Consider the following 13,700-nt stretch of genomic DNA (forward strand, 5'->3'; position numbering starts at 1 on the left):
GTCACGGCTCGGGGCCGGTTCCGTCAGGGCGCTCCGCGGCGGTGCGCGACGGCTGCTGCCAGGTCCCTCGCACAGTCCTGCAGGGAGGCAGTGCCTGTGTCCACCTCGAGGTCGTAGGCCGCCCCGACGTGGACCCGCTCGGCCTGGGCTCGCGCCATCCCGAGCGGCCTGTCACCACGAGCCAGTTCTCGCGCCGCGGCCACGTCCGGGTCGCAGCGGACGCCGACCCACAGCACCTGGACACCGGAGAGGTGCGCGCGGAGCCGGTCCTGCGACGTCCTACCGTCGAGGAAGACGTCGTCGACCAGGACGCCGACCCCAGCTCTGGCGATCGTGGCCAGCGCGGCCAGCCATGCGCGCTCGACGCGGCGGAACTCCGGGCCGACGTGCACGGAGCCGTCGGCACCGAAGGTGATGGTCCTGGAGCCGGGACCCGAGCGCGGCAGCGCATCGACGAGGTCGTCGACGCTCAGGGCGACCCAGGGCTCCTCCAGCAGGCCCTGCACCGTGCGCACGAGCGAGGTCTTGCCCGAGCTGGAGCCGCCGTTCAGCACGACCATGTCTAGGGCCACGCGGCCCAGGGTAGGCAGTGCACCGGTGCCTTGACCGGCAAGTAGCCACTTGCCTAAAGTCGGAGCAGTGGGTGACGTGTTCAAGGCTCTGGCAGACCCCACTCGTCGCGCGCTGCTGGACGAGCTGCAGGACCGCGACGAGCAGACGCTGTTCGAGCTGTGCGCACGGTTGGCCACCAAGCACGGCCTGACGCCCTCACGCCAGGCCGTCGGTCAGCACCTCGACGTGCTGGCTGCGGCCGGGCTGGTGCGCCGGCGCCGCGAAGGTCGCTACACGTTCCACAGCTACGAGCCGCGTCCGCTGCGCGAGGCGCTGGAGCGGTGGCGGCTCGACGACCCTCAGGAGGGCTCACAGTGAAGATCGGGCTGACGAGCGTGCTCGTCGACGACCAGGAGAGGGCTCTGCGCTTCTACACAGAGGTGCTCGGCTTCCTCGCCAAGAACGACGTGCCGATGGGAGAGCACCGTTGGATCACCGTGGTCTCACCCGACGAGCCGGACGGTGTCGAGCTCGTGCTGGAGCCCGACGCACATCCGGCCGCCCGGCGCTTCAAGGAGGCGCTCGTCGCCGACGGCATACCTTGGACGGCCTTCACCGTGGAGGACGTCGAGGCGGAGCACGCCCGGCTCGCGGCGCAGGGCGTGCGGTTCACCCAGCAACCCGCGGCGATGGGCTCCGTCGTGACCGCGGTCCTCGACGACACCTGCGGCAACCTCATCCAGATCCTGCAGGTCTCCGCGGACAGCTGACCATCCGCGGCTGGAACGCCCGCACCTTCATCGGTAGCGTGGCTCCATGGCGCTGCAGCAGCTCCGGGATCGGTTGGACGCGGCCGGGTTCCCCGTCAGCGACGTCCGGCCGACGGACGAGGGTTTCGCTGCTCTGTCCGGCATTGCGTCGCTGCAGGACGGTCGCACGGTCTTCGCCAAGACGTTCGCACAGCAGCCGGACGGCGACGTCTTCGCGGCCGAGGCGGAAGGTCTGGTCGCGCTGGGCAGCGCAGGACTGCGTACGCCTGAGGTCCTGCACAGCGACCCGGACCTCCTCGTGCTCTCGGTGCTGCAGCCCCGCCAGGAGACGCCGGAGTTCTGGGAGAAGCTCGCTCGCGACCTCGCGAACGTCCACCTGACGACGGTCAGCGACAGGTTCGGTTGGCCGCACGACGGCTGGCTCGGGTCGAAGTCCCAGCACAACGCCTGGGAAACCGACGGTTTCGTGTTCTTCGCCGAGCGGCGGGTGCTGCGCTGGCTCCCCGAGCCGCGGGTGCAGGAGAAGCTCGACCCGAGTGACAGGAAGGCGCTCGAGCGGTTGTGCTCAGCCCTTCCCGACCTGATGCCTCCACGACCGGCGTGCCTGACGCACGGGGACTTCTGGGCGCAGAACATCCTCGCCACGGCCGACGGGTCGCCCGCGGTCATCGACCCGGCGGTGTCGTTCATGTGGGCCGACGTGGACGTGGCGCACCTGTGGTCGACGCCGCACCCGCCACAGGCAGCGCGGTTCTTCGACGTGTACGCGGAAGTCACGCGCGCCGGCCCCGACTGGACCGACCGGCTGCCGTACGTGCAGCTGCGCCAGCACCTCGCGCTGATGGCCATGTTCGACGACGACTGGGGATCGGCCGACGCCGTCCGTGAGCTCGTCCGTCCCTTTCGTCGCGGAGGTGCGTGAATCGAGGAAAGTGCTGCTGTCTAGGAGTTCCTCTTAGGTGCGGCAACTCTGTCAGTGGTGGCTTGTAGGTTCTGGGATGTGATCGCAGGAGCCGAGCAGCGGGCGTGGGTGTCGATGACCGACACCCTCGACACGCTGCTGTCCGGCGACAACGAGGTGGTCGGTGTGGCCACCTCGGAAGGGCTGCTGGAGCGGTTGCGACACCTGGCTGCGGTACGCGCGCGGCTCGACGCTCTCGAAGCGCAGACGCTGACCGCGGTCGAGGCGCGGGAGGCCTACCGGCTCGACGCCGCCCCCACCACCGCGGCGTGGTTGCGGTACCACCTGCGCTTGGACCCCCGCGCCGCCCGCACCCGGCTGGCCCGCGCCCGGACGCTGGCCGAGCTGCCGGGCACCGCGACCGCCCTCGCCTCCGCGGAGATCGAGGCCGGCCACGTCGACGCCCTGACGCGCGGCCGGGCCCGGGTCGGCACCCCCACGATGGCCGCCGCCGAGGACACCCTGCTCGGACTGGCCCGCACCTCCAGCCCGGACCAGCTCCGCCTCGCCGTCGACCGGCTCGTCCAGGTCGTCGACCCCGACGAGACCGCCACCGCGCGCGCCGAACGTCAGCGCGCGCTGCGCCACCTGAACATCACCCCCGGGTTCGACGGCACGTGGACCCTGTCCGGGTTGCTCGATCCCGCCGACGGCGCCCTGGTCAAGGCCGCGTTCGACGCCTGCTCCAGGCTCCAGGCCCTGCCCGACGGCAGCCCCGACCCGCGCACCAAGGGCCAGCGCACCGCCGACACCCTCGTCCAGTTCGCCGCCACCGCCCTCGCCACCGGCCAGGCCCCGACCGTCGGCGGGGTCGCCCCGCACGTCAGCCTCGTGCTCGACCTGCCCACCCTGCGCGGCGAACTCACCACCGCGACCACTGGCGGCGGAAGTAGGAGCGCGGCGGCTGCTGCTGCGGGGTTGGCGGCGAGCGGGCTCGCGGCCCTGGTCGGGCGCTCGTTCGGCCCTGCCGCGCTCGCACGGCTCACCTGCGCCTGCGACCTGACTCCGGTGATCGTGAGCGAGTGGGGAGAGCCGCTCGCCCTCGGCCGCGAAGCCCGCCTCGCCCCGCAGGCGCACGTCAAGGCCGCGTGGGTCCGTGACGGCGGGTGCATCACCCCCGGCTGCGAGAGCCGCACCGTCCAGGTCCACCACATCAAGCACTGGGCCCGCGACTCCGGCCCCACCGACCTGGTCAAACGAGTGCCTGCTCTGCGAACGCTGCCACCACCTCGTCCACGACGACGGCTGGACCATCGAACCCGACCCCGCCAGACCCGGCCTGCTCCAGATCCGCTCACCCCGCGGCGGGCCACCCACCCCAGCCGTCCACGCCCTCGACCGCAACCCCGGCGCCACCCTCCCCCTGCCCTTCAGCAGAGAGGACGACTAGCGCGCCACGAGGTTCGGTCGGCGCGGCCTCGCGTCGCTGCCCGGAGTTGCGCAACTCCGGACCGTTGACGTCGTTGTCCCGAGGCGTTAGGTTCCCCTGCACACCAGCGAAAACGAGACATCTCGTCCACCCGGCCACGAACCGAAGACGGGATAGATCGCGCAACGGCCGAAAAGTGAGCGCTCACATACGAACTCCGGTTCCCGGGACATCCGGTGGACCACCCCCCTCGCGTCCACAGGAGCACGCATGCGCTACCGCCGCACCATTCCTGCAGTCCTCGCGGCTGCCACTCTCGCGCTGGTCACCGGCAGTGCCGGTGTGTCTGCCGCACCGCGCCAGAACGTTCCCTCGGTCGAGCGGTCGTTCCCGGTGGTCCGCGAAGCGGCGTTCGGTGCCCCGCAGTACACGGTCTACCGCCCGGCCGACGTCAAGGCCGTGGGCCACGACCTGCCCGTGGTCGTCTTCGGCAACGGGGCCTGCAACCACGAGTCCGACATCGAGTACATCACCACGCTGTCCCTCATCGCGTCCCACGGCTACCTCGTGGTCGCCGAGGGCTACTACAACGGCGCGCCCGCCGGCCTGACCCGTGACGCCAGGCCTGACCTGCTGACCGGCGCCATCGACTGGGCCGCCTCGGCCGAGCGCACCCGCGGCAGCGACCTGCGCCACCGCATCGACCTGTCGAAGGTCGCCGTGGCCGGCCACTCGTGCGGCGGCATCGAGGCGATGGTCGCCGGTGAGGACCCCCGCGTCGACTCCGTCCTCGCCCTCGACACGGGCTTCTTCCCCACCTCGGCGCCGTTCGGCTACGGGCGCGAGGAGCTCGACAAGCTCCACTCGCCCGTGCTGTTCCTCGACGGCGGTCCCGTCGACATCGCCTACGAGAACTCGGTCGCCAACTACGCCCGGGTCACGGTGCCCGCCGTCCACGCGACGAACCCCGACGCGGGGCACGCCGGCTTCTGGCACAACACCCGAAACGGCGAGTGGGACATGACCCTCACGCCGGAGGTCGTCACCGTCATGGTGCAGTACCTCGACTACACGCTCTTCGACAGCGCCGCGGCCAAGGACTACTTCGTCGGGGCCAACCCCGGCATCACCAAGGTCGCCAAGTGGAGCGTGGAGAGCAAGAACATCCCGCAGACCTGATCAGTCCACCTGATCCAGTCCACTAGGCACCACTGTGGCGCCGGAGGCTCACGACCCTGCCGGGTCGGCCTCCGGCGTCGCGCAGGTGTTGCGAAAGACGTACTGCGACAGCCGTTTGCGCTGACGGCTCGACCAGTCGATCGTCGGCCGCTTGGTGGTCTCCGGGACGTAGCCGAGCCGGTAGACCGCCATCAGCTCGAGGTCGTCGGGGACCTCGAACAGCGCCTGCATCTTCGCCCAGTTCTCGGGGATCTCCATTGGTGTCGACACGAACTGCAGCCCCATGCCGAGCTCCACGGTGGCCAGCCAGATGTTCTGCATCGCGGCGCCCATGCCGAAGACCGAGTAGAAACCCGAGAGCTGGCCGGGCTTGTACTCCGTCTTGTCGAGCAGCACGGCCAGGAGCAGCGGCGACCCGGCGACCAGCTTGTGGTTGTCCTTGCCCAGCGTCTGCGGCACGCCGAACTTGTTCATGATGGCCTGGCCGGTGCCCGAGAAGATGTACTTCGAGAAGGGCTTCAACGCCGCGGGCAGCTGGTCGAAGTAGATGCCGTCGCGCCGCTCCTCCATCTCCTGCTCGGAGAAGCGGAAGTAGGGGCGGTAGCGCTGCCAGAAGGTGCCCTCCTCCAGCAGCCGCGTCATGCTCTCGCCGCTCAGGTCTGCGACCTTCGCGATGATCTCCGGGTCGTCGCAGAGCACGAACCGCCACGGCTGGCTGTTGAAGTGCGAGGGCGCCATGCCGGCCAGCTCGACGAGCAGGCGCTGGTGCTCCGGCGAGACCGGGTCGGGCCGGAACGGCCCGTTGGTCGTCCTGCGCCGCTTGACCACCTCGACGAACTCCATCGCACGTACCTCCTCAGAGCACCAGCACGAGCGCCAGTGCGTAGAAGGGCATCACACCCAGCGCCGTCGCGCGATGCCGGGTGGTGCCCCCGGGCAGGCGCGGCATCACGAGCCACGCACCGAGCGCGGGAGCGAGGAGCAGGGCGGGCCACGTACGCGTCAGCAGCGCCGCTCCCACCGCCGCGGTCGCCGAGGCGGCCACCGCGAAGAACAGCGCGTGGTGCAGCCAGCGCACGCCGGAGGTGTCGACGAGGCGGCGCTGCACGAGGACGCCGAGCAGGACGTTGCACGCGTACGCGGTCGCCGCCACCGCGACCAGCGCTGCCACCCTGCCGCCTCCTGCGTCCGTCCGGACTCAATAGTCTCCTGCCATGGCAGCCGAGGACTCCCAGGTGGAGCGACGTACCCGGCCGGGCAGCGAGCGCCAGCGCGGCCCGGTCACCCTGCGCGGTGACCAGGTGCCGCTGAGCACCACCGACCAGCGGCTGCTCGACAGCCGCGGCCCGTCGGACTGGGTGCACACCGACCCGTGGCGGGTGCTGCGCATCCAGAGCGAGTTCGTCGAGGGCTTCGGCGCGCTGGCCGAGCTGGGCCGCGCGGTCAGCGTCTTCGGCTCCGCCCGCACCCCGGTGAGCTCGCCGGAGTACGCGACGGGCATGGAGCTGGGGCGGCTGCTCGTCGACGCGGGCTACGCCGTCATCACCGGCGGTGGGCCCGGGGCGATGGAGGCCGCCAACCGCGGCGCGGCCGAGGCCGGGGGAGTGAGCGTCGGGCTCGGCATCGAGCTGCCGTTCGAGCAGTCGATGAACGACTGGGTCGACCTCGGCGTCAACTTCCGCTACTTCTTCGCCCGCAAGACGATGTTCGTGAAGTACAGCGTCGGCTTCATCGTGCTGCCCGGCGGGTTCGGCACGCTCGACGAGCTGTTCGAGGCGCTCACCCTGGTGCAGACCCAGAAGGTGACGCAGTTCCCCGTCGTGCTGGTCGGCAAGGCCTACTGGCAGGGCCTGCTCGACTGGCTCGGTGGCCCCGTGCTCGAGGGGCAGAAGCTGCGCGCTGCCGACCTCGGCCTCATCCAGGTCGTGGACGACCCCGCGGAGGCGGTCGAGCTCATCGTGCGCTCCGAGCACGACCGCTTCTCGGGAGAGGAGCTCCACGAGGGCGAGCAGGAGTCGGTGCGCGGCACGACCTACGACGGGACCTGAGCCGGTGGCGGCCATCTGCGTGTTCTGCGCCTCGGGCGAGGCGATCGACGAGTCCTACAAGGAGCTGGCGGCCGCCGTCGGTGCCGGCATCGCCGCCCGCGGCCACAGCCTGGTCAGCGGCGGCGGGCGGGTGTCGATGATGGGCCGGGTGGCCGCGGCGGCCCGGGCCGGGGGCGCGCACACGCTCGGCGTCATCCCGCGCGCGCTCCACGACATCGAGGTCGGCGACGACGACGCCGACGAGCTCGTCGTCACCGACTCGATGCGCCAGCGCAAGGCGGTGATGGACGCGCGCTCCGACGCGTTCCTCGCCCTGCCGGGCGGCATCGGGACCCTCGAGGAGCTGCTCGAGGTGTGGGTGGCCCGCAGCCTCGGCATGCACGCGAAGCCCGTCGTCGTGCTCGACCCCGACGGCACCTACGCCGGCCTGCGCGAGCAGGTCGAGGCGCTGACCGCCCGCCGCTTCGTGCGTGCGGAGGCCGCGGCTGCGGTCGCGTGGGTCAGCGACGTGGAGGCCGCGTTCGACGCGATCGACCGCATGTGGGCGGACGAGCCGCCGGAGCCGAGCCGCGAGCGCGCGGTCGAGGAGCTGCTCGAGACCGAGCTCTGACCGCGCGCCCGTCCGAGGGCTAGTGGCGCCAGGCGGCCCGTGCGTACTGCTCGGGCCAGTCGACCGTGTCGCCGAGCTCGTGGGCCGCGCGCAGCGGCCAGTGCGGGTCGCGCAGCACCTCGCGCGCTACCAGCACCGCGTCGGCGGAGCCGTCGACGAGGATGTGCTCGGCCTGGACGGGCTCGGTGATGAGCCCGACCGCCGCGACCGGCAGCCCGGAGCCCTCGCGCACCGCGCGGGCGAAGGGCACCTGGTAGCCCGGGCCGACCGCGATGCGGGCGTCGTGGACGACGCCGCCGCTCGACACGTCGACGAGGTCGACGCCCGAGCCGGCGAGCGACTTGGACAGCTCGACGGTCTCCTCGAGGCTCCAGCCGCCCTCGACCCAGTCGGTGGCCGAGAAGCGGACGAACAGCGGCTTGTCCTCGGGCCACACCCGGCGCACGGCCTCGGCGACCTCGACGACGATGCGCGAGCGGTTCTCGAACGAGCCGCCGTAGTCGTCGGTGCGCTGGTTCGACAGCGGCGAGAGGAACTGGTGGAGCAGGTAGCCGTGGGCGGCGTGCAGCTCGGCGACCTCGAAGCCGGCGTCGAGCGAGCGGCGCGCGCCGTCGGCGAAGGCCTGCACGGTCGCGGCGATGTCCTCGACGCTCATCTCGCGCGGAGCTGGCCAGTCGGCGAACCCGACGGCGGACGGGCCGACCGTCTGCCAGCCGCCCTGCTCGAGCGGCACGAAGCCCTCGCCCTTGAACGGCGACCACGTCGAGGCCTTGCGGCCGGCGTGGGCGAGCTGGATGCCGGGCACCGCGCCCTGGCCGCGGACGAAGGCGTTGATGCGCGCGTAGGCCTCGGCCTGCTCGTCGGTCCAGATGCCGGCGTCGTCGGGGCTGATGCGGCCCTCGGGCGTCACGGCGGTCGCCTCGGAGATGACCAGGCCGGCGCCGCCGCGGGCGAAGCTGCCCAGGTGCACGAGGTGCCAGTCGCTGGGCAGCCCGTCGACGGAGGAGTACTGGCACATCGCCGCCACCCACGCACGGTTGCGGAAGGTGGTGCCACGCAGGGTCAAGGGGGAGAAGAGTCGGCTCACAGTCGTACCAAGCCCTTGCCCCGGGAACCCATTCCCGGTCGGCGGTGGGTCGCAGGCCACACTGGGCCGCGTGCCAGCTCCGTACGCGTCGGTCGACGACCTCCTCGCGGCCGCCCGGGAGGGCGTCCGCCGCATGAGCCCCCACGAGGCCCAGCAGGCTGTGGAGCGCGGCGCGCTGCTCGTCGACACCCGCACCGAGCCGCAGCGCCGCGAGCAGGGCGAGCTGCCCGGCGCGCTGGTCATCGACCGCACCGTGCTCGAGTGGCGGCTCGACCCGCGCTCCGGCTCACGCATCCCCGAGGCGGTCGGCCCCGACGTCGAGGTGGTGGTCGTGTGCCGGCAGGGCTACAGCTCGAGCCTCGCGGCGGCCAGCCTGCGCTCGATCGGGCTGTGGCGGGCGACCGACCTCGAGGGCGGTGTCGAGGCGTGGGTCGCAGCCGGCCTGCCGCTCTCCGACGGGCCGGCCGACGTGCGCCGCTGAGCTAGCAGGAGCTCGCGTTGGCGACGTACCACGTGCCGTCGCTGCGCTGCTCCACGCCGATGCGCCAGTGCGGCGAGGCGGTGTAGGAGCGCGCCGAGTCGACGCCGCGCTCCTTCCAGCCGGTGCGCGGCGGGTCGCCGGGCGCCGAGGCGAGGTACGCGTCGAGCGCCGCCCGCGGCGCGTCCGCAGAAGGTGCCTGGGTGGACACGTAGTCCCAGCGCTCGCAGGCCCGTGAGCCGCCGCAGCCCGCAGTGCCGAGCAGGCCGGCCGCGAGCAGGGCCGCGCCGAGCGCGGTGGTCGTGCGCCGCAGGTGCATGGGTGCAGTCTGTCCGGTGCGCCGCTCAGGCCATGCCGCGGCGTACGACCGCCGGCTGCCGGGTGCCCCGGATGCAGGCCACCATGTCGAGCACGCGCCGGGTGGCGCGCACGTCGTGGGCGCGGAACAGGCGCGCGCCGAGCATCGCCGACACGGCCGTCGCCGCGAGCGTGCCCTCGAGCCGCTCGTCGGGCGGCAGGTCGAGGGACTCGCCGACGAAGTCCTTGCGCGACAGCGCCACCAGGACCGGCCAGCCGCCCGCGACGAGCTCGTCGAGCCGGCGCGTCACCTCGAGCGAGTGCCGGGTCGCCTTGCCGAAGTCGTGGGCCGGGTCGATGACGATGCCGTCGGGCCGCACACCGACCGCGAGCGCGCGGCCGGCGAGCTCGTCGAGCGCTGCGACGACCTCCGCGACGACGTCGTCGTAGGCGGGGCGGTGGGGATCGGTGCGCGGTGCCAGCCCGCCGGTGTGCGTGCAGACGTAGCCGGCGCCGTGGCGCGCGGCGACCTCGAGCAGCGCGGGGTCGTGGCCGCCCCAGGCGTCGTTGAGCAGGTCGGCCCCGGCGCGGCAGACGGCGTCGCCGACGTCGCTGCGCCAGGTGTCGACGCTGATGACCACCTCGGGGTGGCGCTCGCGCACCCGCTCGACGAAGCCCACGACGCGGCGGGCCTCCTCCTCGGCGTCGACGACCGCGCCGTAGCCGGCCTTCACCCCGCCGATGTCGACCACGGCCGCGCCCTCGTCGACGGCCCGGTCGACGGCCTCGAGCGCGGCCTGCTCGGCGAAGGTGGCGCCGCGGTCGAAGAAGGAGTCGGGGGTGCGGTTGACCACCGCCATGACGACGAGCTCGTCAGGGGCGAAGGTGCGCGCGCCCAGCCGGAGCTCGCCCTGGGGGGCCGTCGTCAGCCCTGGGGCCGTCGTCACGGGGCGTCTCCTCGTCGGTCGGTGGCCGCTCACGACCCGACGGTGGCACGATCTCCCTCGTGACGCCCGTCTTCCTGGTCCTGCTCCTGGTCATCGTCGTCGCCGTCGCGCTCGTGGCCGCGGGCAGGGGTGGCTCGATGGCCGAGGTGGAGCCGGACTCCCCGCCCGTCGGCCTGCCCGAGGGAGGGCTGACCGGCGACGACCTGCTCGGCGTGCGCTTCCCGTCCGCGCTGCGCGGCTACCGCATGCGCGACGTCGACGAGGTGCTCGACCGGCTCGGCGCCGAGCTCGACGCCCGCGACGCCCGGATCCGCGAGCTCGAGGGCCTCGACGAGGCCTCGGTGCCCGCGCCGGCCGAGGAGCTCTGAGCCGCGGATGGCGCAGGTGTCGGTGTCGGTCGACGTGGCCGCGAGCGCGCAGCAGGTGTGGGACACGCTGGTCGACTGGGAGAGCCAGGGCGACTGGATGCTGCTCACCAAGGTCCGTGCCACCGCGCAGGACGGCCAGGGCGTGGGCGGCGGCATCGAGGGCTTCACCGGCGTCGGGCCCGTCGGGGTGCTCGACACGATGGTGATCCGCACCTGGGACCCGCCGCGCCGTTGCGTGGTGCGGCACACCGGCCGGGTCGTGCGCGGCGCCGGCGCCTTCGAGGTCGAGGCGCTCGACGAGCACCGCTCCCGCTTCACGTGGGCGGAGTACCTCGAGCTGCCGCTCGGCGCGCTGGGCCGCCTGGGCTGGCCCTTGGCGCGCCCGTTCATGGTGCTCGGCATGCGCCAGTCGCTGCGCCGCTTCGCCCGCTCGGTCGAGCCGGGCGCCTGAGCGCGGTGGCCGGGCTCGTCCTGGGCGACGACGGGCTGCTGCGCTGCCCCTGGGCGGGAGCCGGGGCCGGCGGCGACCGGCTCTACCTCGACTACCACGACACCGAGTGGGGCCGCCCGGTGCACGGCGAGCGCGCGCTCCTCGAGCGGATCACCCTCGAGGCGTTCCAGTCCGGGCTCGCCTGGATCACGATCCTGCGCAAGCGCCCCGCCTTCCGCGCGGCCTTCGAGGACTTCGAGCCCGAGGCGGTCGCCGCGTTCGACGAGGCGCGCGTCGAGCGCCTGCTCGCCGACGCCGGCATCGTCCGCAACCGGGCGAAGGTCGAGGCCGCGGTCGCCAACGCGCGCGCCACCGTGGCGCTGGCGGACGCGGGCGAGAGCCTCGACGCGCTGGTGTGGTCCTTCGCCCCGCCGCCGCGCCCGCGCCCGGCCACGACGGACGGCATCCCGGCGACGACCCCGGAGTCGACGGCGCTGGCGAAGGCGCTGAAGGCACGCGGCTTCCGGTTCGTGGGACCCACCACCGCGTACGCCGCGATGCAGGCCTGCGGGCTCGTCGACGACCACCTCGAGGGGTGCGTCGCAGGGCGCTAGAGGACTGCGCCGGAGGCGCCTGCAGGGCGCTGCGGGCTACGCGCTGTCACACCGCTGCTGCCGACCCGCGATAATGGTCCGGACAGACGACGCCGGTGCCGTCCCCGTGGGGGGCGTGCCGGCGCCGCCCACAGGAAGGGGAACGCGCATGGCGGCCATGAAGCCGCGGACGGGTGACGGCCCGCTCGAGGTCACCAAGGAGGGGCGCGGCATCGTCATGCGCGTGCCGCTGGAGGGTGGCGGCCGCCTGGTCGTCGAGCTCTCCGCCGACGAGGCGGGCGCGCTCGGCGACGCTCTCAAGTCAGTGGTCCCCTAGCCCGACGACCCGCACCGACCCGCCCGGGCGCCCGCCGACACCCCGGCGCCGCGCCCGGGCGGCTCGGCGCCGGTGCCCTGCCCACCGGAAGGAGCGCCCGTGGCGCGACCTCGCACCCCTCGGGCCCTCGCGCGGGCCGACGCCCTGCCCGTCGTCTCGGTCGTGGCCGAGCGCAGCGCGCTCGTCGACTCAGCGGTCGTCGCGCTCGCCGTGCCGGTCCGCCAGGGCGCGGAGGCACCCGCACCCGGGGCAGGCGCCTCGGAGGTGGCCGACGCGTTCGGCCTCGAGCTGGCCGACGAGCTGGCCCACCAGAAGGCCACCGGCGCGCCCGGCGAGGTCGTCGAGGTCCCGGTCTCCGACGAGGGCCGCGCCGCCGAGTCGCTGCTCCTGGTCGGCACCGGCGACGGCTCGCCCAGTGACCTGCGGCGGGCGGGTGCGCAGCTCGCGCGCCGCGCCGGCTCGAAGCCGGCCCTCGCCACGACCCTGGTCGCCGACGAGGACCCCGAGAGCGTCCGCGCGGCGGTCGAGGGCCTGCTGGCAGGCGCCTACCGCGTACCCCGCTCCGGACTGACCGCCTCGGGCGAACGGCTCCGGGACGTACGCCTGCTGCTGGCCGCCAGCGGACCCCGCCGCGCCGCGGCCGAGGCCGCCGTCGCGCGCGCCGTGGCGACCGGTCGGGCGCTCGCGCTCGCGCGCGACCTGATCAACTCACCGGCCGACGTCGTCGGACCCGTCGAGCTCGCCGAGGAGGCCCAGCGCGTGGGCGCGGCGGCCGGGCTCGAGGTGCACGTCCGCGACGAGGCCGCGCTCGCCGCCGAGGGCTTCGGCGGCCTGCTGGCCGTGGGCAGCGGCTCGCGCCGGCCCCCGCGCCTGGTCGAGATGCGCTACGAGCCCGAGACCGAGCGCCGGGTTCCGCACGTCGTGCTGGTCGGCAAGGGCATCTGCTTCGACAGCGGCGGCCTCTCGCTCAAGCCGCGCGACGCCATGGTGTCGATGAAGACCGACATGGCCGGCGCCGGCGCGGTGCTCGGCGTCATGAGCGCGGTGCGCGAGCTCGGCGTGCGCGTGCGGGTCACCGGCCTGCTCGCGATCGCCGAGAACCTCCCCGACGGCGCGGCCTACCGCCCGGGCGACGTCGTGCGCCACTACGACGGGACGACGGTCGAGGTGCTCAACACCGACGCCGAGGGCCGGATGGTGCTGGCCGACGCGCTCGGCTACGCCGACGCCCAGCTCGCCCCCGACGCGGTGGTCGACATCGCCACGCTGACCGGCGCGGCGAGCCTCGGCCTCGGCAAGCGCCACGGCGCGCTCTACGCCACCGACGAGCGGCTGGCCGAGGCGCTGCTGGCGGCCTCCGAGCGCGGTGGCGAGCGCCTCTGGCGGATGCCGCTCGTCGAGGACTACCGCTCGGCGCTCGACTCGCCGGTGGCCGACCTCGCCCACGTGCCGCGCGACCCCCACGTCGGCGGCGGCTCGATCACCGCGGCGCTGTTCCTGCGCGAGTTCACGGGCACCCGGGCCTGGGCCCACCTCGACGTCGCCGGCCCTGCGCGGGCCGACGCCGACGACGCCGACGTCAACAAGGGCGGCACCGGCTTCGGCGTGCGGCTGCTGCTGCGCTGGCTCGAGGGCCTCGGCGCGCCGGTCCGACGCGGCTGAGAGCGGTCCTGC

The 13,700-nt window shown here is 73.6% G+C and carries 19 protein-coding genes; 13 read left to right on the forward strand and 6 right to left on the reverse strand.

The features are described 5' to 3' along the window. Positions 1–23: 23 nt before the first annotated feature. Positions 24–572, reverse strand: a complete 549-nt coding sequence (locus CLV35_RS13300) for a chloramphenicol phosphotransferase CPT family protein (protein ID WP_121193995.1) — start codon at positions 570–572, stop codon at positions 24–26. A gap of 67 nt (positions 573–639) precedes the next feature. Here CLV35_RS13300 and CLV35_RS13305 point away from each other — a divergent pair, with 67 nt between their 5' ends. From CLV35_RS13305 to CLV35_RS13325, 5 genes are all read left to right on the forward strand, one after another. After that, positions 640–930, forward strand: coding sequence for an ArsR/SmtB family transcription factor (locus CLV35_RS13305; protein WP_121193996.1), 291 nt, complete (start codon positions 640–642; stop codon positions 928–930). After that, positions 927–1,322, forward strand: coding sequence for a VOC family protein (locus tag CLV35_RS13310; protein WP_121193997.1), 396 nt, complete (start codon positions 927–929; stop codon positions 1,320–1,322). The genes CLV35_RS13305 and CLV35_RS13310 overlap by 4 nt, the downstream gene beginning before the upstream one ends. Positions 1,323–1,368: 46 nt before the next feature. Next, positions 1,369–2,244 (forward strand): fructosamine kinase family protein, encoded by an 876-nt coding sequence (locus CLV35_RS13315; RefSeq protein WP_121193998.1) that lies wholly within the window; start codon positions 1,369–1,371, stop codon positions 2,242–2,244. 78 nt (positions 2,245–2,322) lie between these two features. Next, the gene (locus CLV35_RS13320; RefSeq protein ID WP_121193999.1) at positions 2,323–3,741 is read left to right on the forward strand and encodes a DUF222 domain-containing protein; all 1,419 of its coding nucleotides are present in this window, start codon (positions 2,323–2,325) and stop codon (positions 3,739–3,741) included. 181 nt (positions 3,742–3,922) lie between these two features. Continuing rightward, positions 3,923–4,831 carry a poly(ethylene terephthalate) hydrolase family protein gene (locus tag CLV35_RS13325; protein WP_121194000.1) on the forward strand — a complete coding sequence of 303 codons (909 nt, stop codon included), beginning with the start codon at positions 3,923–3,925 and terminating at the stop codon, positions 4,829–4,831. A 48-nt stretch (positions 4,832–4,879) separates the two neighbouring features. Here the strand turns inward: CLV35_RS13325 and CLV35_RS13330 are convergent, their stop codons facing one another. Continuing rightward, entirely contained in the window at positions 4,880–5,674 is a 795-nt protein-coding gene (locus tag CLV35_RS13330; protein ID WP_121194001.1) for a nitroreductase family protein, read from the reverse strand. Positions 5,675–5,687: 13 nt separating this feature from the next. Beyond that, positions 5,688–6,002 (reverse strand): hypothetical protein, encoded by a 315-nt coding sequence (locus CLV35_RS13335; RefSeq protein WP_121194002.1) that lies wholly within the window; start codon positions 6,000–6,002, stop codon positions 5,688–5,690. A 43-nt stretch (positions 6,003–6,045) separates the two neighbouring features. Between CLV35_RS13335 and CLV35_RS13340 the strand changes: the two genes are divergently transcribed. After that, positions 6,046–6,879 carry an LOG family protein gene (locus CLV35_RS13340; RefSeq protein WP_121194003.1) on the forward strand — a complete coding sequence of 278 codons (834 nt, stop codon included), beginning with the start codon at positions 6,046–6,048 and terminating at the stop codon, positions 6,877–6,879. A gap of 4 nt (positions 6,880–6,883) precedes the next feature. After that, positions 6,884–7,489: an LOG family protein gene (locus CLV35_RS13345; protein ID WP_121194004.1), complete on the forward strand. Its 606-nt coding sequence runs from the start codon at positions 6,884–6,886 to the stop codon at positions 7,487–7,489. A 19-nt stretch (positions 7,490–7,508) separates the two neighbouring features. On the opposite strand, the gene CLV35_RS13350 is transcribed toward CLV35_RS13345, so the two are convergent. Next, complete coding sequence (locus CLV35_RS13350; RefSeq protein WP_121194005.1) at positions 7,509–8,576, reverse strand: NADH:flavin oxidoreductase/NADH oxidase; 1,068 nt, start codon at positions 8,574–8,576, stop codon at positions 7,509–7,511. A 133-nt stretch (positions 8,577–8,709) separates the two neighbouring features. On the opposite strand from CLV35_RS13350, the gene CLV35_RS13355 reads away from it, so the two are divergent. Continuing rightward, on the forward strand, positions 8,710–9,057 hold the full coding sequence (locus CLV35_RS13355) for a rhodanese-like domain-containing protein (RefSeq protein ID WP_121194315.1): 348 nt from the start codon (positions 8,710–8,712) through the stop codon (positions 9,055–9,057). Between the two features lies 1 nt (position 9,058). Here the strand turns inward: CLV35_RS13355 and CLV35_RS13360 are convergent, their stop codons facing one another. After that, complete coding sequence (locus tag CLV35_RS13360) at positions 9,059–9,373, reverse strand: hypothetical protein (RefSeq protein ID WP_121194006.1); 315 nt, start codon at positions 9,371–9,373, stop codon at positions 9,059–9,061. Between the two features lie 25 nt (positions 9,374–9,398). Then, a complete protein-coding gene (gene folP, locus CLV35_RS13365; protein WP_121194316.1) occupies positions 9,399–10,211 on the reverse strand; it encodes a dihydropteroate synthase in 813 nt (270 codons plus the stop codon). A gap of 146 nt (positions 10,212–10,357) precedes the next feature. Between folP and CLV35_RS13370 the strand changes: the two genes are divergently transcribed. From CLV35_RS13370 to CLV35_RS13390, 5 genes are all read left to right on the forward strand, one after another. Next, entirely contained in the window at positions 10,358–10,666 is a 309-nt protein-coding gene (locus tag CLV35_RS13370) for a DivIVA domain-containing protein (RefSeq protein WP_121194007.1), read from the forward strand. Between the two features lie 7 nt (positions 10,667–10,673). Then, positions 10,674–11,117, forward strand: a complete 444-nt coding sequence (locus CLV35_RS13375; RefSeq protein WP_121194008.1) for an SRPBCC family protein — start codon at positions 10,674–10,676, stop codon at positions 11,115–11,117. Beyond that, positions 11,114–11,710, forward strand: coding sequence for a DNA-3-methyladenine glycosylase I (locus CLV35_RS13380; RefSeq protein WP_121194317.1), 597 nt, complete (start codon positions 11,114–11,116; stop codon positions 11,708–11,710). Before CLV35_RS13375 ends, CLV35_RS13380 begins: the two co-directional genes overlap by 4 nt. A 148-nt stretch (positions 11,711–11,858) precedes the next feature. Further along, on the forward strand, positions 11,859–12,026 hold the full coding sequence (locus tag CLV35_RS13385) for a DUF3117 domain-containing protein (RefSeq protein WP_183061967.1): 168 nt from the start codon (positions 11,859–11,861) through the stop codon (positions 12,024–12,026). A 99-nt stretch (positions 12,027–12,125) separates the two neighbouring features. Continuing rightward, complete coding sequence (locus CLV35_RS13390) at positions 12,126–13,688, forward strand: leucyl aminopeptidase (RefSeq protein ID WP_231121795.1); 1,563 nt, start codon at positions 12,126–12,128, stop codon at positions 13,686–13,688. Positions 13,689–13,700 lie beyond the last annotated feature (12 nt).

This window comes from Motilibacter peucedani, from assembly GCF_003634695.1.
Taxonomy (GTDB): domain Bacteria; phylum Actinomycetota; class Actinomycetes; order Motilibacterales; family Motilibacteraceae; genus Motilibacter; species Motilibacter peucedani.